Here is a 24,896-nt window from a genome sequence, read left to right on the forward strand (position 1 = left end):
CGGATGAAGTATCATCCGCTTTTTTTGTTCTGTTCATTACAATAATGGGATATGAGAATGCAAAGTAAACTGGTTCAAATTGATGAATGTTATATTCACTACATAGAGATGTCTCAATGTGAGTCGCCAAAAGGTACCCTTATTTTTTTACATGGTTTTCCTGAAAACTGGCAAACTTGGCGTTATCAATTAATGCATTTTTCAAAACATTATCGTGTTATTGCACCTGATTTACCCGGTTATAATCAATCATCAAAACCAAAGGACGTTGAGTTTTATGAAGTTACCAATTTAATTGAGGTAATGAGTCGATTTGTCAGCTTTGTGTCGTCAGGCCAGCCTGTTTCACTTATAGCGCATGATTGGGGCGGGGCAATTGCGTGGCCGCTTGTGGCCTTTCATGGTGATTTATTTGCACGCTTAATTATTTTAAACGCAGCTCACCCAAGTACATTTACTCGTGAAATGATATGCAATCAACAGCAACGGGAAAAAAGTGCCTACATACATCAATTGATTGCTCAGGATGCAACTGAAACGGTAGCAAAAGATAACTTTCGCTTCTTAACCGATATGTTCTTAGATGAAGATGGCAATTCAGCATTGAGCGATGATGAAATCGCAGAATACCAAAGCAGTTGGCAAATCCCTGGGGTTCTTGATGCTATGTTGAACTATTATCGTGCTATGCCACAATTAGCGCCGATTAATACTAATGGTCACGGGTCAGGCCCTGTGACTGACACACAGAATATGAAGATCCCAAATATTAGAATTAACGTACCTACTTTAGTGATGTGGGGTATCCGAGATTTAGCATTTGTGCCTGAGGTGTTAAATGAGTTAGATGAATTTGTAGCGGATTTAAAAGTGGTTCCCTTTGAGAATGCTAATCATTGGTTACACCATCAATACCCGCAACAAGTAAATCAACTAATTGAACATTTTTTGGATTAAGGTTGATCTGATTTTGTGCAGTTTTGCCAGTGTTTGATAAGCAATATTATAGTCTATAAAAACGAAAAACAGCCTCAAAAGAGGCTGTTTCCCGAGGATGTAGACATTGCATGCCTACCTACCATGTTGAACTGTTCCAGTTCTTTATTCTTTCTTATATACGATCTTTGATAACGGCTGAGATAGGCGAAGCATCCAGACCATTCTCTGCTATCCAAGCTTGTAGCGTTTTACCATCATTCTCAGGAGAGGTTAAATTAGACTTCGGCATTTTTTTAACTAATAACGTACCAGTTTTAACCGCGTCGCTTAGCATAGCTGTACGTATAAGGCTGTTACCGTTACAGGTTACACCGGAGTAATAATCTTTTAATTTCATTTTATAGTCAGAGTGGACTTTTTTCATTTTCTTACGAAGTTCACTCTTATCATCAGTTTTGACGATGGTGCAAATGTTTTGCAACGCATCGTTAATATCGGCTTGTGCGGTGCCCGTTAAAAGTAAAGAAGTGGCTGCGATGGCAATTGAAGTTTTAACAATTTTCAACATGGTTAAATTCCTCTGTAAATTAACATATAAGTTGCGTCTGTGTTTGACGGTTTTAATTAAACAGTATTAGACTTTAGTTTAAAATCTTAACCTTGATACAAAGGTATTTGAAGTGATACCTAAATGGGGCTGATTTAATCTATCCATATGATATTGCTATGTAAATTACTTTATATCATTCAAAAATCCACGTTTGGGTGACCACTCAAATGACTTTTGTTAATTGCATCTCAATTATACAGGAGTGACTTTAACTAATTAACACTTAAGCAACGCTTGTTTTGAACAACGAAAAACAGCCTCAAAAGAGGCTGTTTTCCAAGGATGTAGACATTGCATGCCTACCTACCATGTTGAACTGATTCAGTTCTTTATTCTTTCTTAGATACGGTCTTTAATAACGGCTGAGATAGGTGAAGTATCTAGGCCATTCTCTGCTATCCAAGCCTGTAGCGTTTTTCCGTCATTTTCAGGAGAGGTTAAATTAGACTTTGGCATTTTTTTAACCATTAATGTACCAGTATTAACCGCGTCGCTTAACATAGCTGTGCGTATAAGGCTGTTACCGTTACAGCTTACACCGGAGTAATAATCTTTTAATTTCATTTTATAGTCAGAGTGGACTTTTTTCATTTTCTTACGAAGTTCACTCTTATCATCAGTTTTGACGATGGTGCAAATGTTTTGCAAAGCATCGTTAATATCGGCTTGTGCGGTGCCCGTTAAAAGTAAAGAAGTGGCTGCGATGGCAATTGAAGCTTTAACAATTTTCAACATGGTTAAATTCCTCTGTAAATTAACATATAAGTTGCGTCTGTGTTTGACGTTTTTAATTAAACGCCAATTTTTAAACACTTAAAACCTTACAGTTAATACTAAGGTATATAGTTAGATACGATGCAAGTTAGCCCTAATTTCATAATTCTTTGCACTCTGGTTAGTTTGAACTACAAGCACAACCTGATTCCCCCGCGATAGGGGAATAAAAAGTTTTAAATAAAGGGATTCCCGCTAATTGAAATGGCTCAAATAGCATTTTAATGATGGTTAAATTGACGTGCAACTTCAAAAATTTGTTCTCTCATCCAAATGTGAGCATGGTCATGATCCGCACTTACATGCCAGTACAAATAATGTTCCACAGGTGGCACATCAAAAGGCATTTCATAAAAAGAAAGATCGTAATGTTTTGCTAGATGGTAGGGGATACAAGCAATTAAATCAGTTTTCACTATGATACTTGGAATGGTTAGGAAATGCTGACCACGCAAAACTATTTTACGACGTTTGCCAATTTTGTCTAAGGCCAATTCAATCGGACCTGGATCGCTTCGTCTATGGGAAACATTAACCTGACCGAGCCTTAAAAATGTTTCCAAATCTATGCCATTACGAAGGTCGGGGTGGTTTTTTCGAGCCATTACCACAAACCTGTCTTGAGTAAATTGATGTTTGCACAAATGGGGGTCTGTAAAGGTAGATGAGTCAGCGAAAAAGTCTAGGCTGCCACTTGCCATTGCCGAAACCACAGCGTTACTTGAGAGTTCAAAATTAGTGATGGCGATTTTTGGTGCTCGGGTTTGTAAATTGGCCAGAAGTCGAGGCATGAGACTAGCTTCAAAAAGATCTCGAGTCGCAAAGTGAAAAGTTTTTTCCGCTGTTTCAGGGATAAATGTATGACTGTCTTGTACACTTTTGCGCAATAAAGATAGTGCGTCGCGAGCGGGCCCTATAATATTTTGAGCCACTGGCGTTGGTGTCATGCTATGACCTGTACGGACGAACAATGGATCATTTAGCATGTCTCTTAATCTAGCAAGAGAGTTACTGACTGCTGGTTGGGTGATACATAATACATCTGCTGCTTTGGTAAGACTGCCAGCGGTATAAATTGCATCAAAAACAGCAAATAAATTCAAGTCAATTCGATTTAAATTCATGTGGATCCTATGTTTAATTTACACTTACCTAATATAGGTTAGCCATTAGAAATCATGATGGAACATTATACATAACATTCATTTTATTAATAGTGCTTGTGTTGGTAAGATTTAAAGAATTTGTTAATAAATGTATATAAATAAGGGTGATACATGTCAAAATCGTTAATCAATTTAGTGGAAGGTGATGAATTGGGCCACACCGATTGGATTACTATTGATCAAGAAATAATTAATCAATTTGCTGATGCAACTAAAGATCATCAATGGATCCATGTGGACCAAGAACGTTGTGAAAAAGAAAGCCCATTTGGAATGCCAATTGCCCACGGATTATTGTCAACGGCGTTAATGCCAAATGCGTTTTATCAACTAATTAAATTGAATCCAACTAAGCAAACGTTACTGAATTATGGTGTTGATAGTTTGCGCTTCTTAGAGCCGGTTAGAGTAAATGATCGCATTCGCTATCAGGTTAGCTTGGATTCCAAAACAACTAAATCTACAGGGGTTCTCTATCGCTTCAATACGCAAGTAGAAATTGAAAATAGAGAAAAGCCCGCCATGATTGGTAAGTTTTTAATGCTATTGATTCAATAGAATTTTATTTACCTACCAAGTGACTGGTAGGGCCATATATTTAGGAAATGTTTACATATAAGTAACAGTAAATTTACATATGGTGAATATGCCCCTAATATTTGTCGGAGGCTGGGAGAAGTTGCTAGCTCAAAACAAAAATTAAATTATCAAGTGAAAGTATAGGTTTAATAACATTGTTTTTGGATGTTGCTTTGGCCACTACTGATCACGTTGATTTAGGGGACACTCAATGAAAATCAAGACTCGTATTAGCGCGTTAGCGGCAATTGTCTCTGCGCAATTTTTAGCGATGCCTAATTTGGCAGTTGCGCAAGAGCAACAGGCTAATGAAGAAGTTGAACTAATAATGGTGACGGGTAGCTTTGTTAGACGCTCGGAAAATTTTGAATCACCATCTCCTTTAGCCGTCATCGATAGCGTTGCAATAGACGCAATCGGTGCTAAAAATATTGCAGACATTACTCAAACACTAACTATCAATTCAGGAACGGAAAACAATCCTGATGCGTTTACCCAAAATGCAACTGCAGGCACATCCAATATTAACTTGCGTGGACTCGGGGTTGCATCAACCTTAGTGCTTTTGAATAATCGTCGCCAGGTTGTTAACTCCCAACCAACAAATGACGGTCTAAACTTCGTTGATACTAGTTCATTGGTACCCATGATTGCCATAAACCGTATGGAAGTGGTCAAAGATGGTGCTTCAGCACTTTATGGCTCTGATGCGGTAGCAGGTGTGGTTAACTTCATAACTAAACGTAATTATGAAGGCGCTATGATGAGCTTTGACTACCAGGATGGAGCTCATGGCGATAATAAGGAATACGTAGTTCAAGGTTTATGGGGCGCTAACGGTGACAAAGGCAATATTATGGCTGCGGTTAGCTATACAAACCGTTCACCATTGTTTATTAGCGACCGTCGTTTAAGTCGGCCTCAAGATGATACCAGTGCTTTGGGTAATCCAGGTTCGTACTTTTTAACCATTCCAGGGGTAGGGACCTTACCTATTATTGACCCTTATGGTTGTGAAGAGTTCGGCGGTTATCCTGATATACGTGCTCCAAGTGGCACCATTCCCGGTCTTGAAATTGGTCTTTGTGGTTTCGATTTTGGTCCTTACTATTCATACGTAGCAGATGAATCTCGCACGAATATTTACGCCCAAGGTACCTACCAGTTAACTGACGAAATTATGTGGACAACTGAATTTGGTTATGCAAGAAACCGAGCAGAGCGAGGAGGAGCGCCGAGCTTCCCAATTTTAACTTCACCCTTAGTGCCAGCGGATCATCCGCAAAACCCCTTTGGTGCTCCAGTGGCATTCTTCGGCCGTGCCGAAGGTAATGGTTTTGAAGGTGATGCAGCACAAACTGAGTCAGACACCTTTCGATTTAATACCGCGTTGCAAGGAGAGCTAGAAAATGGTTTCTGGGAAGTCAGTTATACCCGAGCGGTGAATGACTTCTTATTTAAAGTACCAGATGTGTTAAACACTGAATTTAACTTAGCATTAAATGGTCTAGGTGGAGGTCAGTGTAACCCATTGACAGGTACACCTGGTGAAGGCGATTGTGAATATTTTAATCCGTTTGCAACGTCATATACAACTGCACCAAACTCACAATATGTGATTGATTCATTTACCGGCGAACAACTTATTGACTCAAAATCTGATTTAGAAGTGTTCGAGGGATTAGCATCTTTCGAGGCATTTGAAATGGATGGCGGAGCTGTAGGGATAGCGTTGGGAATGCAATACAGAGAGGAAAAATTGTCACAAGATTATGATTCACTTGCTAACCAGGACAGTTTTACGTTTGTAATTGGTAACCCCGATTTTGACGGTTCATTAGATGTGTGGGCAATGTTCGGTGAATTAGCGTTACCTGTAACTGAAGATCTTGATATTCAAATAGCGGTACGTTATGAAGATTACGGCGGTACTATTGGGGATACCTTGGATCCTAAATTGGCATTCTCTTACCGAGCAAGTGAAACATTTTCTGTTAGAGGGTCCATTTCAACATCCTTTAGAGCGCCAACAGTATTTTTAAGAAATGGTGGAGTGACAACGCTACAACAATTGGTTGATCCGGTTCAAGAAGCTCAGTCATTTGCAGCGGTGCGTACATCAGGGAATGAAGACCTTACTCCAGAAGAATCCACTGCATATAATCTAGGCATATCGTTTGAACCAATTGATGACTTGTCAATTGAAGTGGATTATTGGACCTTCGAGTTTGACAATCTTATTATTCAAGAAAATGCACAAGCTGTTTTAAACTCTGATGCAACCAACCCTGATCGTGTAGTGCGAGCGGGGGATCCATTAACCGGTCCAGTGTTACAAGTTAACAATACTTATGTAAATGCGAGTTCATTGGAAACTTCTGGATTAGATATTGTGGGCAGTTACAAAGTTGAAACAGATAATGCAGGAACCTTTACGCCATCGATTAATGCGACATATATTACTAAATATGATTTAGATGATCCTCAAGCAGGAATGATTGATGGGGCTGGCAGACGTAACTTCAATAATATCGGAGTGTCTTCACCAGAGTTACGTATGAATCTTGGTTTACATTGGAGCGCGGGTGTTCATGCGGCTAACGTATTTGTTCGTTACATCAGTGGTTATGATGATGACCAAAACTGTAGCGATGGTACATTGGCAACGGGCGGTGAGTGTGCAACCAATAGTTACTATGAAGTAGATAGCCATGTAACTATTGATGCTCAATATAACCTGGACTTAGGCTCTATGCTTGAAACTGACATGAGCTATGTACTATCTATTGGTGGTATTAACTTAATGGATGAAAACCCTCCGCAATTGTTCACTAACAGTGGGTTTGATTCGAAAGTTCATGATCCACGTGGTAGACAAATATACGCTAGATTGGCGGTAGAGTTCTAAGCTATATAATTGACCATACACAATCCCCGACTAGGTTCGGGGATTTTTTTTGTAAATAAGCGCTGCCATATTGAGCAATCACTTTTTGACTGAAATCTTTCAATTCTTTAATTTTTTATCAACACTTAACACCCACAAGTTACTTAAGGACACTAAGTTATGGCTAAAAAATACAACCAACAACAAATCAGAGATGCACTTTTAGATCTTAACGAAGGAAAAAGTGAAGAACAAAAGTGGCAAGTTAACGGCAGTAAATTAATTAAAACCTTTAAGTTTAAGAGTTTTGTTCGTGCTTTTGGTTGGATGTCACAAGTTGCGATTTGGGCAGAAAAGTTAAACCACCATCCAGAATGGTTTAATGTTTATAACAAGGTGGAAGTCGAATTAACTACCCATGATGTGGATGGGATCAGTGAATTAGATTTTAAATTGGCAGAAAAAATGGATTTATTTCATTAGTTTTAATAACAAGAGTGAGGTTAATTGTACGTAAAATAAGCCTTTTGTTTTAATTTTGACCGAACGGTCAGAGATATGAAAGTTTTATTATATTTTTTGCATATCTTGCTTGCACAGCGTAAATGGCTATGTATAATACGCACCACTTGAGAGGGAAGAGAAACAAAACAACTACCCAATCAAACCAGTTTCAAGCGCGGGATGGAGCAGTCTGGTAGCTCGTCGGGCTCATAACCCGAAGGTCGTAGGTTCAAATCCTGCTCCCGCAACCACATTCAAGGCCTCGATTATTCGAGGCCTTTTTTGTTTGTGTTAAGCAAACTCCCTTTCAAAGGCTCAAACTGTTTATTAAGTTGAATAGCGCACTAAGACCGTTAGTGACTAACTGTTGTTAGCAAGTTAAACTAGACTCTCACCCATTATTGAAAGTAACACTGTGTCATCGCTCAAATATCTATCCGCTTATTCCCCTGATTTACAGCAGCAAATAACTGAATTGTTAGAGTCTGATCGTTTAACTGACTATCTGCTGAAAAAATATCCGCTGGTGCATAGTGTGCCAAACGATAATGCATTGCGTGAATATGTCATCACGTTAAAAAATCAATACCTTAAAAAGTCCCAACCTTTGAGTAAAGTAGTATTTGATAAGAAGATCCATGTGGTTGATAACGCCCTAGGTTTACACAGTTATGTGTCTCGAGTGCAGGGGGGAAAGCTTAAAAGTAAGAATGAAATTCGTATCAGTACCTTATTTAAAAATACGCCCGTTGAATTTTTAAACATGATAGTGGTGCATGAATTGGCGCATTTAAAACAAAAGGAACATAACAAAGCGTTTTATCAACTTTGTTGTCATATGTTACCCAATTACCACCAGGTAGAGTTTGATGTACGAGTTTATCTAACGCATCTTGAGCATAAAGGCGAGGTTTACCAGAACCAGCCACAACACCCTTAATAAGGTAACCATGAATTATCAATTTATACGCAATTTACGAGGTATTCCTGAAGCGCAATTTGAGATGGGACATGAGGCTTTTTCCCGTTGGTTTTCAGAAGAACTTGGGACAAATAAAGATAAGATAATGGAAATCTTTTCTGCTATTGATTCACTCGAAAAACGCCAAATCAAAGAGTACCGGTCAACGGGATTAGAGTTTGATTTGCAAATGGACTTTGATGAAGTGGAAGTCAGATCTAAGGACTTGGATATGCAGGGGCCTGATGAACTTCCCGAAGGGACTGAGTTATATGATCAAGAATCTGTCTCAGGCTGTGGACTGGAAGACTTCAAGCAAGTTCTAAATTCGTGGTGTGACTTTGTCAGTGGAAAATAAGCCTGACTTAGCCACGACCAAAGCTGCGAAAAACAGCATTGTCGATAATTTTGTAGCACCAAAATGTTTAGATGACATTAGCGTACTTTATCAAGATGAGTCTATTTTACTGATCAATAAACCAAGTGGTTTGCTTTCTTTGTCGGGTAAAAATCCCAAGAACTATGACTCTGTGCATTTTCGGTTAGTGAAACAATTTAGTTCTGCAACTATGGTTCACCGTTTAGATATAGGAACATCAGGCATTATGGTGATTGCCTTGAATAAACAAGTTAACCGCCATCTGGCTAAGCAATTTGAGCAGCGTACAGTTCAAAAATCCTATGTTAGCTTGTTACATGGGCATCTTGAACAGGATGAAGGACAAATTAGCCAACCTATTGCCAAAGATCCTAATCTATTTCCAAAAGTTAAAATCTGCTCGGTAGAAGGCAAAGCGGCTGTTACCCAATATACCGTATTGAAGCGCTTAACGACTCCCCATGCAACTCGTGTTCGGTATCAGCCGCAAACCGGCAGGACCCATCAATTACGTATTCACAGCCAGTTTATACAACATCCTATTTTAGGTTGTGATTTATATGGCACTGGCGATAGTTTTGCGGGGGCTGATAGGCTAATGTTGCATGCGGAAAGTATCGTCTTCGAACACCCCGTTACAGGCAAAAAAGTGCACGGAGTCTGCCCGCCACCTTTCTAAATACTCTATAAGGCGGTTGTGGGGAATCCTAGGTTGGTTATGCTTGCTATTATTTTAATTTGAAGCCTGTTTAATATGCTCATGTTCAAAAATACATATTTGGTTTTTTCCCAAAGCCTTGGCTTGATACAATGCCTGATCTGCACTTTTAATTAAAACATCAGGTTGATCCTTTCGGTCTGGAACTAAGCAGTGCAAACCAATACTAACGGTGGTTTTAATGGCTGAAATTTGGTCTCGGCTTGTTTCTAAGCAAACGACGGTTTGCTCGATTAAAGTGCGAATGTCTTCTGCAACTTTTAACGCTCCAGCAAGATCAGTATTGGGAAGGATACACGCAAACTCTTCGCCACCGTATCGCGCCACTAAGTCACCGGGACGATGAGCGCAGGTAGCTACTTTTTCTGCAAGTACTTTTAAGAATTTATCTCCAGCTTGATGTCCATAGGTGTCGTTTAACTGTTTGAAGTTATCCGCATCTATCATCAGCAGGGCCAGTGAGTTTTTCTCTCGTGCACAGGATAACCAATCAGTAAGCAACTGTTCGTCAAATTGATAACGATTGCTCACGCCAGTTAAACCATCAATTAAGGCTAATCTGCGTAGCAAATCCGATTGTCGTTTGATCTGCGCATGGCTTTGCACTCGCGCCCACATGATAGTGGGATTAATTGGCTTACGAATAAAGTCAACGCCACCCACCTCAAACCCTTTTACTTCATCAGCTTCATCAATGTTTGAGGTAATGAAAATTACAGGAATATGTGAGGTGATCACATTTTCCTTTATCTTTTCACAAACCTGAAAGCCGTCTAAATGCGGCATATTGATATCTAGGAGGATGATGTCCGGTAGTAATTCGTTGGCCATTTCAACGCATTGAGCGCCGTCGCTTGCCATAAAAATGTGGAAGTCGTCCTGAAACACTTCGTATATCTGTCTCACCACTAAAGGCTGATCGTCTGCGATAAGCATAATAGGTGTACGATGAGATATATTGCCAAAACTTACCTGTTTATTTGTCATTATGGATACTCTGTGTACAGCTTCATGATTGACCTAAAATGAATTCCAATGCTGCTTTAAACTTCAACTGCTCTACATATTTGTTGAGAGTTGCTAATTCATTGTCGTCGGGAAACTGTTTAATCAAGTTGTTAACGTACCGGATGATAGATAGATCACTTTGTTCTAATAAATGAATGATCTTTTGACGACTGTCTTGGTTAATTTGCGGGTTGCTATGTGATTCGGTGTTTTTAGGCATCTCAGTTTTTACAAACAATTGTTGTAAACGCTGGAGGTTGAACGCATGTAATCTAGAAAGGGTTTCCAGCATCTCTATATTTTGCTGTTCGTTTAATTGGTTTTTTTTAGCCAAAGCATGAAAACTAACCACATAATTATACACATCGTTAGCACCTATTGTTCCGGCTAACCCTTTGAGAATATGTAGCGATGAGATAATTGTTTTTGAATCACGAGTGTGTTTTAGAATATTTAATTGTTCTAAAAACTCTTGGGCGTATAGGGTAATTAGGTTTTCCACTACGTCATGGTTTTGACCGAAGCGGTCTAAGACTTGTTGTCTAAGCTCTGAATCCGTCACAGTGCTATAGTCTTTTAAAATCTCAACGGATTGATTACTAGGGTGTTTTTGCAAAACTGCGAGTACTCCTTCACAAAGTTTATGCAAGCTAATGGGTTTAGCTAGGTGTGCATTCATGCCAACTTCATAACACTTAAGCTGATCTTCAGGCTGACAATCTGCTGTAGCGGCGATAATGGGTAAATTGTCGAAGCGTTGATCTAATCTAATTTTTTTAGTTGTAGTTAGACCGTCCAAGGTAGGCATATTAATGTCTAATAAGATGACGTCAAATTTTTTTGGCGAAGATTGAAGACGAGCAATCACTTCTTCTCCATTGGCAACGGCGGCAACCACTGCACCAGACATTTCAAGTAATCGCTTCAAAGCCTCCAATGTTAATGCGTTGTCATCTGCAATTAATATCGTTAAACCCGCTAATCTTTTCACCTAAGGATTTGCCTTTTTAATGTAATCAACAGAGATTTTTCAGAGCGGTGATTCCGTCTACCGATTTAAAATAATCAAAATGTAAATGCTAAACCTTTTTGAAAACTCGTCGTTTTAGTCTGCTAAACGGCTTTACCGTACTAAACGAAGATTCATTGTGCTTAAAACAGCAATATCTACACCAACGCAATATTTATATGAAAGTACGGGATGTCATTACTATTACTGGCGCTTTGTTGTTAACCGATTCGTGAATTCGCCATTTAAAAATTTCTGAGCTTTGGAGTGATCGAAATATGGTTATTTGAGTAATACTTTCATTAGTGTGAAAAATTTGCACGTTTTAACGAAAAACTCCGAATTTATGTAATACGTAAAAGGTGATTAAAAGTTGATTAAAACAAGTTAGTAGGGCAATGTTCTTTCACTTCGTAATAAATGTTCGTAGTTTAAATATAGAGATTATTAAAGGACGATGATGTGTTAAAAGTTTTATTGGTTGATGATGATAATGAGTTTACAGATGTGGCTTATCAAATTATCGAATTCTTGGGCCATGAGGTGTCCGTAGCGGGCTCGTTAAAGGAAGCGCGGCAATGGTTAGAGCATCAACAGTTTGATCATATATTACTTGATTTTATGTTGCCTGATGGTAGCGGATTACATCTTATCGATGAACTTGAGATAAGCGCTGGAAAGCAAACTTTTGTTACCTTAATTACAGGCCACCCTTCTGTCAAAGGGATGTTAGCTGGCTTGTGTGGTCCAAATATTAACTATTTAGTAAAACCCCTTCAGCGAGAAGATATTGAACAGGTATTGAATCGCAAATCTAAAAAAGCGCCTAAAAAATTAAGTAAATCTCTGCATTTTGGTTGTTTAATCGGTGAATCTGCTCAGATGAAAGAGCTCTACCTAATGATAGAGAGAGTCGCTAAAACCAACGCCAATGTTATGTTAATGGGGGAAAGTGGCGTGGGAAAAGAAGTCGTAGCCCAAGCTATCCATGCTGCAAGCGATTGCGAAGGTCCATTAATTGCTACCAACTGTGGAGCCTTGTCTAAGGAGCTAATTGGCAGCGAACTTTTCGGTCACGAAAAAGGGGCTTTTACCGGCGCTGTTGGGCGAAAAGATGGCGTATTTGAGCGGGCAGAAAAGGGGACGTTATTTCTTGATGAAGTTACCGAGATGCCCATTGATATGCAACCAAACCTGCTACGTGTTCTAGAATCAAAACGTGTTACTCGGGTGGGGGGAACTAAGGAAATAGACGTGAATTGTCGAGTGGTTTCAGCTACCAATAGAAGCGTTAGTGAGTTGGCTGAAAGTAAGGTTCTTAGAGAAGATATTTATTTTCGATTAGCTGTTTTTCCCATCGATATTCCTACTTTGCGTGAACGTAAAGAAGATATTCCGTTACTGGCAGAGGCTTTCTTAAATGAGCTTAATCAAGAAAATGGAACATCTTTTGCGTGGAGTCAACCTCAGTTAACGCGATTAACTGAATATGAGTGGCCCGGCAATGTGAGAGAACTTCGTCACGCGGTTCATCGGGCATTTATAATGAGCGATCCAGATTCGTCGACGGTGGATTTACCTAATAGTTTTGCTTCTCCTTTTGCATCTAATTCAAGCTCAACGAATCAGATTTCAGCAGGACAAACTATAGAAAACGTTGAAAAAGAGCTAATTCGCGCAACGTTGGAAAAAGTAAATGGAAGCAAGACTCTTGCGGCAGAGATGCTCGGTATAAGTACTAAAACATTATATAACCGTTTACATGCTTATGGTGACTTTGAACAATAACAGGATATTCAATGACAACAGAAAGTAATCAAAACCTTGACCTTAGGACCTTAGTTCACGATGCACGAGGTCCTTTAAATCGCATTTCGATGAACGCAGAATTGGTCAAGTTAGTTTTGGAGAATGATTTACCTCGCGATAAAGCGGTTGATGCATTGAGTAAAATTATTACAGCCTGTCAAGATTGTAGCGACAAACTTCAGATGATTAGTGATTCTCAAAAAGACAAAAACGATTAGTGTTGTCGTTTCAGTATGACTTAACAATGAGTAACAATTTATGAGACAAGGTCGTTTATTTGGCAACACCGTTTTTACTTGGTTTGCAGTTACTATTATCGTTTTAGGTGTTATCAGCGTAAATGCTTATTTGGCTGTTAAAACTACCCGAGATCTAGCCAAAGTACAGGAAAACCTGACCAATACTGGTAACGTGATTTTAGTACTCGATGAGTTACATATCATGTTACTTGCAGCGGAAAGTAGTCAACGAGGATACTTATTAACTGAAATTGAAGAGTATCTTGCTCCCTATAAAAATTCAGTTAAACAACTGTCTGATCAGATTGAAAAAGTACGCGTAGTTGAAGTGGATATAGAAGGCCAAAAAACGCTGATCAACGAAATAATCCAACTTACCGAAATGAAAATGGATGAGATGGAAAAAACCGTTGCCTTAGCGCAATCTGATCGTGAGCGGTCAGCAATTCGCTTAGTAAAAGGGGGAGAGGGTAACGAGTTGACTAAAGATCTTGGTCAATTATTTTCGCAAGTAATTGATAACGAGCTAACTTATCGAAACTTTCTTTACAGCAAGCTAAATCGAGCGGAGAAAGAGTCCGTATTTACATTTTTCACCTCTGCTATCACCAGTGCATTATTGTTGTTGGGGTTAATTGTATTAGCAAGACTGAATCTGGTGAGCGAAGAAAAGTTTCGAAACTCATTGGAGAAACAAAACCAAAACTTGGCTTTAAAAGTGGAAGAGCGGACTCAAACATTAACGGTTTATTCTGAAGAGTTAGCCCGCAGTAACCGCGAACTTGAAGATTTCGCTTTTGTGGCATCCCATGATTTGCAAGAGCCACTTCGAAAAATTCGCGCATTTGGTGATAGATTACAATCAGACTATTCAGAAAAGTTAGGTGATAAAGGTTCCGACTACTTAAACCGGATGAAAAATGCGGCTGAGCGTATGTCTAATTTAATTAGTGATTTACTCGAGTTTTCTCGGGTTTCAACTAGAGGTAAAGACTTTACAGACGTTGATATGTCATCGGTGATTGAGGCGATTGAAGGTGATTTAGAAATAGCCATAGATGAAAGTAATACAACTCTTATTATTCCTCAATTGCCTGTAATCAAAGGTGACCCTAGTCAGTTAAACCAGTTATTTTTAAATTTATTGTCAAATGCAATTAAATTTAGAAAAGCAGATACTGCTCCTATTATTGAATTGGAATACAGACACGAAAAGGCCATCATTGATAATGGTATCTCCATTGGCGACATGCATGTGTTCACAATTAAAGACAATGGCGTCGGGTTTGAAAATGAATTTGCTGAAAAAATATTTGTTCCGTTTCAGCGCTTACATGGGCGTAACGAGTACAAAGGCACGGGGATAGGTCTTGCTGTGTGTCGGCGAATTGTGGAACGACATGGTGGAACAATTTCAGCTACTAGTGAATTAGGTAAAGGTTCTATTTTTGTGATTAAATTACCCACTGATGCTGTGCTAAATAAAATTTAATGAAAGAAATAATTTAGAAAGGAAATAAATGCCTTATTCAAATAAAAAGTCGTTAATTATTTTAATGGCTGATGACGACGACGATGACAGATTGCTCGCACAAGATGCTTTGAATGAAAGCCGAGTTTTGAACAGCCTAAAGTGTGTTGAAGATGGCGTCGAGTTAATGAACTATTTAAAACGGGTGGGCAAATACGCTGATAAGGAAACCTATCCTAGACCTGGTTTAATTTTGCTCGACTTAAATATGCCTCGTAAAGATGGACGTGAGGCGTTAGTCGAAATTAAAGCCGATCCAAACCTAAGAAGTATTCCAGTGGTTATTTTAACTACCTCTAAAGAAGAGGAAGATAAAGTTAAGGGATATGGTTTAGGGGCCGCTTCTTATATAACCAAGCCGGTTAATTTTGAAGGGCTAGTTGAGGTGATGAAAGCGTTGGGGAAATATTGGGTAGAAATAGTAGAGCTACCTGAAAATAGTGAATAAAAAACTAGGGTGATTGTCTAATATGGATGTGAAATCAGCGCGGATCTTAATTATTGAAGATGATGAAGATGACTATATTCTCACCCAAGATCAATTAGAGAAACTTGATCGTTATCGCTTTGAAATTGATTGGGTTACTAATCTAGAAGATGCATTGCGACAACTAGAGCGTAATGTTCATGAAATTTGTCTGCTGGATTATCGTCTTGGCGCTTATACTGGCATTGATGTATTAGAAAAGGCTCAGGCGCTAGGTTCTCATGTACCAATCATTATGTTAACTGGTCAGTCTGACGAAGATCTCGATAGACTGGCATTAAAGGCTGGTGCAGCTGACTTTTTGGTAAAAGGGGATATTACTAACGCTAGGTTTACTCGCGCTATTCGTTACGCCATTTCTCGAGCTGAGATAGAAAAAGCGCGGCAACAGAGCCTAGATGCTGAAATAGAAAGTCGCTCAAAAGACCGTTTTATTGCCCACTTAAGTCATGAGTTACGCACGCCTCTTACCTCAATCTTGGGGTACACCGAATTACTGTTAAATGGAGATAAAGCCCGAGATGCAACTAAAGAGCTGTCAACTATTCTTAATAATGGGCAGCATCTACTTAGTCTGCTTAACGATATTCTGGATTTATCAAAAATCGCTGCCGGAAAACTGCAACTTAAACCTGCTTATGTAAAGTTGAATAGTTTTGTTGGGGATATTTTGACTCTAATGCAAATGCCTGCAAGTGAAAAAGGTCTGAGTCTGCAGTTCTACTCTTCTGCAAGGGCTCCAGAGTCCATTTATGCCGATCCTACTCGTCTTCGCCAAGTCATCATCAATTTGCTGTTCAATGCTATCAAATTTACTGATTTTGGTGAGGTAGCGTTATGGGTTGATTATGATCCCGCTGAGCCCGAAAAAATTCGATTTAAGGTTTCTGATACGGGAATTGGCATTGCTGAGAGTGAAATTGACGTCATCTTTATACCTTTTCAGCAACTAGAAGATGTCACCTTAAAAAAAGAGCAGGGGGCAGGCCTAGGTCTAGCCATTGCTACCGAATTAGTGAGGCGAATGGAAGGGGAAATAAGCGTAAAGTCAAAACTAGGCGAGGGCAGTGAATTTACCGTTAGTTTGAAGCTACCAGAGCAACTGCGATCTACCCTTAAGCCCTTGGACGTTAAAGTATCTGACACTAAACCAATTGACTGCTTTGCTCAGCTCGCAGGAAAAATATTGATTGTTGATGACTTGTTAGATATCAGGCAGTTGGTGGGTGAAATGTGTCGTTCATTTGGACTTGAAGTTTGTTTTGCGGCAGATGGTAGTCAAGCTCTTATGGCAATATCAGAACCTGATAATGATTTTGATTTGGTTGTAATGGACATTCATATGCCCGTTATGGATGGTCGAAAAGCAATTGTTGAAGTACGCAATCAAGGTTTCAATAAACCTGTTTTAGCATTAACGGCAGCGAATATGAAAGGTGTTGACATCGAGTTGACGTCCTTAGGTTTTGATAACGTTATCGGCAAACCAATTGATCGCAACGTATTGTATCAATCCATTGCTGCCTATTTATCGACAAGTGAAACCGAGCTTGAAGTACAAAGCGCTAATCAAACCCAAGCTGATAATGAAGAACAGGCAAGTGTATTGGTTGTAGAGGACGATGCAGACGCCGCTGAACTCATTGTTCTATTATTAGAAAGTTTAGGAACTAAGGCAGAGGTTGCCAATTCTTGTAAGCAGTGTCTAAATCGGATTGCTCAAAGCAACAAGTTTAGTCATATTTTGTTAGACAAAAATCTCCCTGATGGCAACGGCCTTAATTTGGCTACTGAAATTCATCAGCTTCAGGAAAATAGTGATTTAATCATTATCAGTGGTGAAGAAGTCTCTGATCAAGAATTAACAGATAACGGCATCAAAAGTGCTCTGCTCAAACCAATTAGTTTGCAACAGTTACAAAATCTATTTGCTTAGTTCAACAACTAAATCGGTGGCTAAGATAACGAGTACATGGGATTAAATAATATTTAACCATTGACCTAAGTGGCCTATTTTAATATTCCATGCAAAGAGGGTACTTTGGACGGTGAAAAGTTGGTCGATAACCGGTTAAGTAAAAAGCTGCTAATTCGCAATGAAAGATTAGTAGCGTAGAGTAAAGTTTTACAGCAACTGTAGGTGAGGTGTGATTTTTAATGTTTAAACAATTAGCGCTTAATCTCCTATACTTATTCATCATGAGTTGTTTTCAAGTACATGCCCAAAGCGAGATAGGTACACCAACGACTATCGTTGAAGAGTCGAATGTTATTTGGAATGAAGTCCAATCTTATTGGTTGGAATTCTTGCAAGCTTTACCTTCTGTTATTTTTGGGTTGGCAGTTTTCATCGTTTTTTATCTATCTTCTCGCTACATTTCAGAGTGGATGCTTAAACCCTTCTCTTACATTAGCTCCAGTTTACTTATCAAGGTGGTTATAAGACGAGTTTTCCAATTATTGATTATTTTATTGGGTGCTTACATTTTTCTGCGTTTTGCTGGTTTAAGTGAGTTTGCCGTTGCCATTTTAAGCGGTACGGGCGTTGCGGGTTTAATTATCGGGTTTGCGTTTAGAGATATTGCGGAAAATTTTATTTCTAGTTTACTCTTGAGTATTCAAAAACCGTTTAAAATTGGTGATATCATCCAGGTTGAAAGTCATATTGGGGTGGTAAAGCAAGTGACTGCAAGAGCAACCACTTTACTCGATTTTGATGGCGACCATATTCAGATCCCAAATTCAACTGTATACAAAAATATCATCAGGAATATCAGTGCCAACCCTAATTCTAGAGGTAATTTTGTTATTGGTGTTGGCTATGATTCAAGTGTTGTTGAAGCACAAAAGCTCGCAATGACAGTGCTGCATATGACTGAAGCTGTGTTAAAAGAACCTGAGCCTCAAGTTTTAGTTGATAATTTAGCATCTTCAACGGTTAATCTTAGAGTGTACTTTTGGATCGATACCCATCAACATAGTTTACTAAAAGTTTCTTCATTATTAATGAGAACAATATTAAATGAGTTCGAACAAGCAGGTATAAGTATGCCGGATGATGCTAGAGAGGTTATTTTTCCTGATGGTATTAAATTAACCGTCGCTGATCATTTAGTTGCAGGTAAGCAAAAACAACAAGAAAGCGATGAAGAAAAAGATAAGCTATTGAAAAAACAGGACAATCAATTGGAAAATCGAACTTTATCAGCTAAAATTAAAAATCAACACCAAGAATCAGATTTTACAGAAGATTTGAGTAGCGATGCAGATACTATTCGAGAGCAGGCTAAATCTGCGAGAAATCCAGAACAAGGGCAGAATATATTGTAGCTAGTATAGGTAGATAGCATAGTTGGGTAGATATTTTAGTAAAAAACTATTCGAATTTGAATTTTGAGGGTAAATGGAGTCATCCCAAATGAATTGGTTACAACCTATGGCTTTTGCAGAGTTACTGCGTAAGAGGAAGATGCTTTGGTTTCTGCTGCCTCTAGTTTGTATAGGCTCTTTAAGCGCTAAAGAACAAGTTTTGCTGGTCGCTGAACAGCATGTTCCCTATATTGGAATAAACATGCCTAATCAAGGTTATGTGCATCAAATTGTTTCTGAAGCATTTAATCGCCAAGGTATAAGAGTTAAAATTGTTTATTATCCAGCAGCAAGAGCCCAAAAGTTAGCAACCGAAGGCAAAGTCGACGGCGTACTACCTGTATATGAAAACAACCTACTCACGGACACGTTTCTGTATTCAAAACCTTTTCCTGGAGATGTCATAGGCTTATTGAAGCGCAAAGATACAGAGGTATCTGTTGATATTGACAAAAAGAATATAAATGCAATATTCAGTGAATTACGCAACTATCATTTTGGTTTAGTAAGAGGAAGCGCCTCAGAACAATTAATTGAAGAAGCTCAATATTTAAGTAAGCAATATGTGTCAAACAACTTAATAAATATTGATAAACTTTACGCCAAACGGATTGATTTTGCACTTATTGATAAGTTTAGTGCTGGTCACTTAATTGTTTCTCAGCGTCCTCATATGATTGGAAAGTTAGAGTTTGTTTATCCTCCTCTTGTTGATAAAGCCTTTCATATAGCCTTTACCAAAAGCAATGTAAATGCACAACGCTATCTAGAGTTATTTAATCAAGGTTTAGCGTCAATGGGGGCTGATGGTCGTCTAGCAGAAATTTTAGCTAAGCATGGCTTTTCTATTTCGCCGTTTAATGAGGGTAAGGAAGCAAATAAAACTTCTTTGCTTATAGGTACAGTTAATAACGCGGACATGCTCATTCTAAAAGACCTTTCTAGTCATTTTGAAGCCAGTAATCCTAATATAAAACTAAGATGGAAAGTGTTAGATGAAGGGGTGTTGCGAAAGAGGTTACTAACAGATCTGTCAATACACGCTGGTGAGTTCGATGTTATGACAATAGGTTCATACGAAGTACCTATTTGGGCTAAAAATGATTGGATAGTACCAATAGACTCTTTACCGCAGAAATACGCTCTCGATGATATTGTTGAAAGCGTCAAAAATGACGTTTCCGTCAATGAACAACTTTATGCTTTACCTTTTTATGCTGAGTCCTCAGTAACTTATTATCGTACTGACTTATTTAAACAAGCTGGCATTGTTATGCCGCAACAGCCAACCTTTGAACAAATATATGACTTTGCCAATAAACTAAATTCACCTGAAGAGGGAGTTTATGGTATTTGTTTACGTGGCAAAGCCGGGTGGGGTTCCAATTTGGCATTGATTACGACTATGGTGAATAGTTATGGTGGAAGTTGGTTTGACTTAGATTGGCGACCTCAAATTGCTACTAAAGAATGGCATAATGCAGTTTCCATGTATGTTGATTTGATTACTAAGTTTGGCCCACCAAACGCAATAGATAATAATTACATAGAAAATCTCAATCTGTTTAAAAGGGGAAAGTGTGCAATATGGATCGATGCCTCTATCGCCGCCAGTGCACTAGCTGATTCAACTCAATCTGAGTTGAGTAGGCATATCAAAATGGTAAATGCTCCAATCGCACTGCATAAAAACGGATCAAATTGGCTGTGGACTTGGTCGTTAGCAATTCCAAGCTCTTCTTCTCACAAAGATGCCGCCACTAAGTTTGCACAATGGGCCACATCTAAAGAGTACATTCAATTAGTTGCAGAAAAGTATGGTTGGCACTTAGTACCTCAAGGAACGCGTAAATCATTATACGAAAATGAAGCCTATATCAAAGCTGCGCCTTTTGCTCCAGTGGTAATGGAGACCATTAATAGTATCGACTTGTACCATTCAACATTTAAGCCTAGCCCCTATTTAGGCGTTCAATTTGTGCCTATTCCTGAATTTACATCAATGGGCGATCAAGTTGCCGAGCTTATAGCGAAGGCCTTGAGAAAAGAAATTACGATTGAGTTTGCATTGAAGCAAAGTCAAAATTTGGTTGAGCGACAAATGCGAATATCGGGTTATTTTTAGTCGTATTGTGATTAAATTGAATCCGAAATAAAAATATTTGCCCTAAAACGCCATTCTACAATGAAAATCCCATCTTCCACTGTTGCGATCTATCTGGAAAGTGTACAATCGGTTTCTTGTATTAAGAACAAGATGTTATGAAAAAAATTGCGACTTTAGGGCCTCCAGGAACATTCTCTGATATGGCCACAGGTATTTATACCGCCAATCAAACAGACACCTATCAAGTGGAGTATTTTCCAACGATTGTTGGCACCCTTGCTGAAATAGGTAAAAGCTGTGATATAGGTATCATACCTATTGAAAACTTCTCCGAAGGCTTTATAGCCCTTGTCTTAGATGAACTTATTGCTGCAGATTTGCATGTTGTCAGTGAAATTATTTTACCTATTAAGTTTTCTATGATCAGTAACGCTAAATCGTTATCTGACATTCAACAACTGTATGTGCAATTTGTCGCTCGTGGCCAATGTTTTGAATTTTTAGATGAAATCAGCCATGCAAAAATAGTGACCACAGATAGCAATATTGAATCTCTTAATCGCTTTAAAGATGCACGAATACCCAGTGCGGCAATAGTTCCATCTACTTCTTATCGAAAAAGTGATTTTCCACTGGTTGTTGAAGAAGTAAATGACTATAAAAATAATCAAACTCGGTTTTTAGTTATGTCTAAAACGGCATTGCCTACATCAAAGGAAGCGGACAAGACTAGCTTAATTGTTCTCGACGATCATGATCATCCAGGTTATTTAGGGGAAGTACTGCTTTCATTTTCTAAGCGAAATATCAACCTCACCTCGATAATATCTCGTCCGACGCGCAAAACGTTTGGCAAATATCATTTTTTCATCGATTTTGATGGGAATATTGATGATCCTATGGTGGCGGATGCGTTAAATGAGATTGGCAAAACGAATAAAATAAAATTACTCGGTTCCTATAAAAAGGCTAAAACCCTTAGTTAATCTGCTTTTTATTTAGGCGAGGGTATTGTTCTGGTTTTCCAGTGGATTCTATTTAACTTTTTAAATTGATGGCGATGCAATATTCACAACCTAAATTCTTAGCCATATAGTCGAACTCTACTCTTAAATTATGCAATCTTTTTTTTCGAAAAATTGCATTACTAAACATGTTTAACATAGGTAAATTATGTCCAATATCACCTTATTTGCGATGCCAGGTAGTTGCTCAAGAGTTTCTTTGATTTTATTAGAAGAGGCGAAAGCTGACTACCATATTCAATGGGTGAATTTAATGAATGGCGATCACAAAACCGCTGAATTTAAGCAAATCAACCCTAAGTCGAAGGTACCTGCACTTGCTATAGCAGGCGAAGTTCTGACTGAAAACCCGATGATCATTAAATATATTAGCACGCAATTTCCAAAAGCTAATTTATTACCTAAAGTCGACACTGGTTTAGCTGAATATCAACAAATTTCTGATCTATGTTTTTGTTCATCCACTATTCACCCTTTAGTGACTCGATTCTGTATCCCTACTTTTTTTGCCGAAGAGAGTTGTGCTACCAGTGTTAAAGAAAAAGCCCTTGCTGCCTTGCATGAAGGATTAACTTGGGTAGAACAGAGGTTAGCTGACAGCACTTGGTGGTATGGTGAACAATGGAGCGCCATGGATGCTTACATTTTTTGGATAATAACGCGTTTACAACGCTGTAATTTTAGCCTATCAGACTTACCAAATTTAGCTCAACATACTGAAAATATGCTTAAGCGTGATTCAGTTATATGGGCATTGGAAAAAGAGAAATTAGCCAACCAATAGAATTGAAATGCCAATGGTGTTTAGGTTTTAGAGTGTTATTTTAGCGGTATTATTTGTATTGCTAAATGGCTTAGTGCGAAGCAGTGGGAAAGCTAATTAAAGTTGTTTTTAGTGTCTGCATTTATTTAACATTATTAACCGCTTTAAAATTAACATGGAATTAAAATAATCATATGAAACAAAGAAGTATAGCAGGTACTTGGGTATCTGAGATTGGCCTAGGCTGTATGAATTTGAGTCATGCATATGGTAATCCACCTCAAGAGAAAGAGGCTATTGCATTGCTCGAAAAAGCAATAGATTTAGGTGTTACCCATTTTGATACTGCTGCACTTTACGGTTTTGGAGCTAACGAAAAATTAGTGGGCAAAGTACTCAAACCCCATCGACAGCGTATTTTCTTGGCCAGTAAATGTGGTATGCGAGGGGTAAATGGAAAACGTGTCATTGACGGCAGCCCTAAAGCTATCAGAGAGACTATAGAGCAGTCATTGTTAAGTTTGCAAACAGATGTATTGGATTTGTATTACTTGCATCGTTGGGACAAAAGTATCCCCATAGAGGAAAGTGTTGGAGAGCTTTCTCGTTTGGTTAATGAAGGGAAAATTAAGAGTATTGGCCTGTCTGAAGTATCCGCTGTAACTTTACGAAAAGCCCACTCGGAACATGCAATTTCGGCGCTACAAAGTGAGTATTCATTGTGGACACGTAACCCCGAACTAGCCTGCTTAGAAACCTGTTTGGAGTTGGGCATCGCATTTGTTGCCTTTTCACCTTTAGCAAGAGGCTTTTTAAGCGGTGAAATTAGCGATTCAAGTGTTTTTTTAGACTTGGATATTCGTAAAAACATGCCACGGTTTCAAACTCAAAATTTACAAAAGAATTTAGTATTACTTAAGCAACTCCAGAGTATCGCCAATGAATATGATTGTAAGCTTTCCCAGTTAAGCCTGGCTTGGTTATTACATCAAGGGCCTCATGTCCTGCCGATCCCTGGCACCAGACGAGTAGACCACCTCGAAGATAATATGCAAGCTTCAAAAATTGTTATTAAACCCGCTGATTTAAAAAAGCTGGGGCAGGTTTTTAATAGTAGTGCTGTCACTGGAGGGCGGTATCCATCTGCCACACAGTTAGAAATTGATACTGAAGAGTTTTAATTTAAAGGCAACACCTGTTTTGCATATTCATTGGCCCAACCATACAAAGGTAATGGGCTTCAACGTTTTGAAAATTGTGATGAACAAGCATGGAATTTTTTGTTAATGATTTTTTAGGTCCGCAACTTATTCTGCTATTAATCATAGTTGCGGGTTTTAGCTCTTTTATCACAGCTGGCTTTGGTGCAGGAGGAGGGTTTTTTCTGTTGCTGGTGATGGCCGCTGTTATGCCAATATCTGCAGTTATACCGGTACACGGTCTTGTTCAATTAGGCTCAAATGCAAATAGGGCTATTTTAACCTTTCCCCACCTTGATAAAAAAATGCTGGTTTATTTTGGGCTGGGAGCCATTATTGGGGCATTTTCTGCGTCTTTGGTAGTTACCCAACTGCCCTTAGCGTTAATGAAGCTATTACTAGGTGTGTTTGTTATTTATTTACTATGGGCAAAGCTACCAACCCTTAGTGAAACGTCAGTATTTGGGAAAATTGTGGTTGGTATTGTCACCACGTTTTTGTCTATGTTTGTTGGTGCTAGTGGTCCTTTAGTGGGGAGCTATATGTACATGAACAATTATGAAAAATTAGCTTTTACTGCAACGTTTTCCTCGTGCATGACCTTCCAACATTGTTTAAAAGCGCTAGTATTTGGTGTCATAGGCTTTGCTTTTTGGGATTGGTTGCCATTAATTATTGTCATGGTATTAAGCGGCACAGTGGGTACTTGGTTTGGAATTAAGCTACTTAAAAAGCTTCCTGCAGAAAAGTTTAAGCGGATTTTTAAGGTTGTCCTGACGTTGATGTCTATCCACTTAATTTGGCAAGCCGGAATCGCCATATACCAATAAATT

Annotated in this window: 24 protein-coding genes and 1 tRNA gene; 20 read left to right on the forward strand and 5 right to left on the reverse strand. The window is 38.7% G+C overall.

Annotated features, from left to right (window positions below; all coding sequences use genetic code 11):
- Window positions 1-57: 57 nt before the first annotated feature.
- Window positions 58-957 (forward strand): alpha/beta fold hydrolase, encoded by a 900-nt coding sequence (locus AB6T38_RS02930; RefSeq protein WP_372545861.1) that lies wholly within the window; start codon window positions 58-60, stop codon window positions 955-957.
- A gap of 154 nt (window positions 958-1,111) precedes the next feature.
- Here AB6T38_RS02930 and AB6T38_RS02935 read toward each other — a convergent pair whose 3' ends face one another.
- The 3 genes from AB6T38_RS02935 to AB6T38_RS02945 all read right to left on the reverse strand — a co-directional run bounded on the left by AB6T38_RS02935 (window position 1,112) and on the right by AB6T38_RS02945 (window position 3,447).
- Window positions 1,112-1,507, reverse strand: a complete 396-nt coding sequence (locus AB6T38_RS02935) for a DUF3718 domain-containing protein (protein WP_372545862.1) — start codon at window positions 1,505-1,507, stop codon at window positions 1,112-1,114.
- A gap of 381 nt (window positions 1,508-1,888) precedes the next feature.
- Window positions 1,889-2,284: a DUF3718 domain-containing protein gene (locus AB6T38_RS02940; protein ID WP_372545864.1), complete on the reverse strand. Its 396-nt coding sequence runs from the start codon at window positions 2,282-2,284 to the stop codon at window positions 1,889-1,891.
- A 260-nt stretch (window positions 2,285-2,544) separates the two neighbouring features.
- On the reverse strand, window positions 2,545-3,447 hold the full coding sequence (locus AB6T38_RS02945; protein WP_372545865.1) for a LysR family transcriptional regulator: 903 nt from the start codon (window positions 3,445-3,447) through the stop codon (window positions 2,545-2,547).
- A gap of 153 nt (window positions 3,448-3,600) precedes the next feature.
- Between AB6T38_RS02945 and AB6T38_RS02950 the strand changes: the two genes are divergently transcribed.
- From AB6T38_RS02950 to AB6T38_RS02980, 7 genes are all read left to right on the forward strand, one after another.
- On the forward strand, window positions 3,601-4,047 hold the full coding sequence (locus tag AB6T38_RS02950) for a MaoC family dehydratase (RefSeq protein WP_372545867.1): 447 nt from the start codon (window positions 3,601-3,603) through the stop codon (window positions 4,045-4,047).
- Window positions 4,048-4,279: 232 nt separating this feature from the next.
- A complete protein-coding gene (locus AB6T38_RS02955; RefSeq protein ID WP_372545869.1) occupies window positions 4,280-6,976 on the forward strand; it encodes a TonB-dependent receptor plug domain-containing protein in 2,697 nt (898 codons plus the stop codon).
- A gap of 159 nt (window positions 6,977-7,135) precedes the next feature.
- Entirely contained in the window at window positions 7,136-7,438 is a 303-nt protein-coding gene (locus tag AB6T38_RS02960) for a 4a-hydroxytetrahydrobiopterin dehydratase (RefSeq protein WP_372545871.1), read from the forward strand.
- 195 nt (window positions 7,439-7,633) lie between these two features.
- Window positions 7,634-7,710: transfer RNA gene (locus AB6T38_RS02965), tRNA-Met, on the forward strand.
- A 164-nt stretch (window positions 7,711-7,874) separates the two neighbouring features.
- A complete protein-coding gene (locus tag AB6T38_RS02970; RefSeq protein ID WP_372545873.1) occupies window positions 7,875-8,399 on the forward strand; it encodes a YgjP-like metallopeptidase domain-containing protein in 525 nt (174 codons plus the stop codon).
- 10 nt (window positions 8,400-8,409) lie between these two features.
- On the forward strand, window positions 8,410-8,778 hold the full coding sequence (locus AB6T38_RS02975; RefSeq protein ID WP_372545875.1) for a YacL family protein: 369 nt from the start codon (window positions 8,410-8,412) through the stop codon (window positions 8,776-8,778).
- The gene (locus tag AB6T38_RS02980) at window positions 8,762-9,478 is read left to right on the forward strand and encodes an RluA family pseudouridine synthase (RefSeq protein WP_372545877.1); all 717 of its coding nucleotides are present in this window, start codon (window positions 8,762-8,764) and stop codon (window positions 9,476-9,478) included. The genes AB6T38_RS02975 and AB6T38_RS02980 overlap by 17 nt, the downstream gene beginning before the upstream one ends.
- Window positions 9,479-9,532: 54 nt before the next feature.
- Here AB6T38_RS02980 and AB6T38_RS02985 read toward each other — a convergent pair whose 3' ends face one another.
- Window positions 9,533-10,504: a diguanylate cyclase gene (locus AB6T38_RS02985; protein WP_372545879.1), complete on the reverse strand. Its 972-nt coding sequence runs from the start codon at window positions 10,502-10,504 to the stop codon at window positions 9,533-9,535.
- A gap of 22 nt (window positions 10,505-10,526) precedes the next feature.
- Complete coding sequence (locus tag AB6T38_RS02990; protein WP_372545881.1) at window positions 10,527-11,516, reverse strand: response regulator; 990 nt, start codon at window positions 11,514-11,516, stop codon at window positions 10,527-10,529.
- Window positions 11,517-11,614: 98 nt separating this feature from the next.
- Between AB6T38_RS02990 and AB6T38_RS02995 the strand changes: the two genes are divergently transcribed.
- The 12 genes from AB6T38_RS02995 to AB6T38_RS03050 all read left to right on the forward strand — a co-directional run bounded on the left by AB6T38_RS02995 (window position 11,615) and on the right by AB6T38_RS03050 (window position 24,893).
- Window positions 11,615-11,770, forward strand: a complete 156-nt coding sequence (locus tag AB6T38_RS02995) for a hypothetical protein (protein WP_372545883.1) — start codon at window positions 11,615-11,617, stop codon at window positions 11,768-11,770.
- Window positions 11,771-11,996: 226 nt separating this feature from the next.
- Complete coding sequence (locus tag AB6T38_RS03000; protein WP_372545884.1) at window positions 11,997-13,322, forward strand: sigma-54-dependent transcriptional regulator; 1,326 nt, start codon at window positions 11,997-11,999, stop codon at window positions 13,320-13,322.
- 11 nt (window positions 13,323-13,333) lie between these two features.
- Entirely contained in the window at window positions 13,334-13,561 is a 228-nt protein-coding gene (locus AB6T38_RS03005; protein WP_372545886.1) for a histidine kinase, read from the forward strand.
- 40 nt (window positions 13,562-13,601) lie between these two features.
- Entirely contained in the window at window positions 13,602-15,074 is a 1,473-nt protein-coding gene (locus AB6T38_RS03010) for an ATP-binding protein (RefSeq protein ID WP_372545887.1), read from the forward strand.
- 28 nt (window positions 15,075-15,102) lie between these two features.
- Window positions 15,103-15,561 carry a response regulator gene (locus AB6T38_RS03015; protein WP_348489456.1) on the forward strand — a complete coding sequence of 153 codons (459 nt, stop codon included), beginning with the start codon at window positions 15,103-15,105 and terminating at the stop codon, window positions 15,559-15,561.
- A gap of 22 nt (window positions 15,562-15,583) precedes the next feature.
- A complete protein-coding gene (locus AB6T38_RS03020; protein ID WP_372545888.1) occupies window positions 15,584-17,536 on the forward strand; it encodes a response regulator in 1,953 nt (650 codons plus the stop codon).
- A gap of 221 nt (window positions 17,537-17,757) precedes the next feature.
- Window positions 17,758-18,930, forward strand: a complete 1,173-nt coding sequence (locus AB6T38_RS03025; RefSeq protein ID WP_372545889.1) for a mechanosensitive ion channel family protein — start codon at window positions 17,758-17,760, stop codon at window positions 18,928-18,930.
- Between the two features lie 88 nt (window positions 18,931-19,018).
- Window positions 19,019-21,094 carry an extracellular solute-binding protein gene (locus AB6T38_RS03030; protein WP_372545890.1) on the forward strand — a complete coding sequence of 692 codons (2,076 nt, stop codon included), beginning with the start codon at window positions 19,019-19,021 and terminating at the stop codon, window positions 21,092-21,094.
- A gap of 137 nt (window positions 21,095-21,231) precedes the next feature.
- Window positions 21,232-22,062, forward strand: coding sequence for a prephenate dehydratase (locus tag AB6T38_RS03035; RefSeq protein ID WP_372545892.1), 831 nt, complete (start codon window positions 21,232-21,234; stop codon window positions 22,060-22,062).
- 187 nt (window positions 22,063-22,249) lie between these two features.
- Window positions 22,250-22,885 (forward strand): glutathione S-transferase family protein, encoded by a 636-nt coding sequence (locus tag AB6T38_RS03040; protein ID WP_372545893.1) that lies wholly within the window; start codon window positions 22,250-22,252, stop codon window positions 22,883-22,885.
- Window positions 22,886-23,058: 173 nt separating this feature from the next.
- Window positions 23,059-24,045 (forward strand): aldo/keto reductase, encoded by a 987-nt coding sequence (locus AB6T38_RS03045; RefSeq protein ID WP_372545894.1) that lies wholly within the window; start codon window positions 23,059-23,061, stop codon window positions 24,043-24,045.
- 89 nt (window positions 24,046-24,134) lie between these two features.
- Window positions 24,135-24,893 (forward strand): sulfite exporter TauE/SafE family protein, encoded by a 759-nt coding sequence (locus tag AB6T38_RS03050; RefSeq protein ID WP_372545895.1) that lies wholly within the window; start codon window positions 24,135-24,137, stop codon window positions 24,891-24,893.
- The last annotated feature ends 3 nt before the right edge of the window (window positions 24,894-24,896 follow it).

It is taken from the genome of Aliiglaciecola sp. SL4 (genome assembly GCF_041538045.1).
Lineage (GTDB): Bacteria > Pseudomonadota > Gammaproteobacteria > Enterobacterales > Alteromonadaceae > Aliiglaciecola.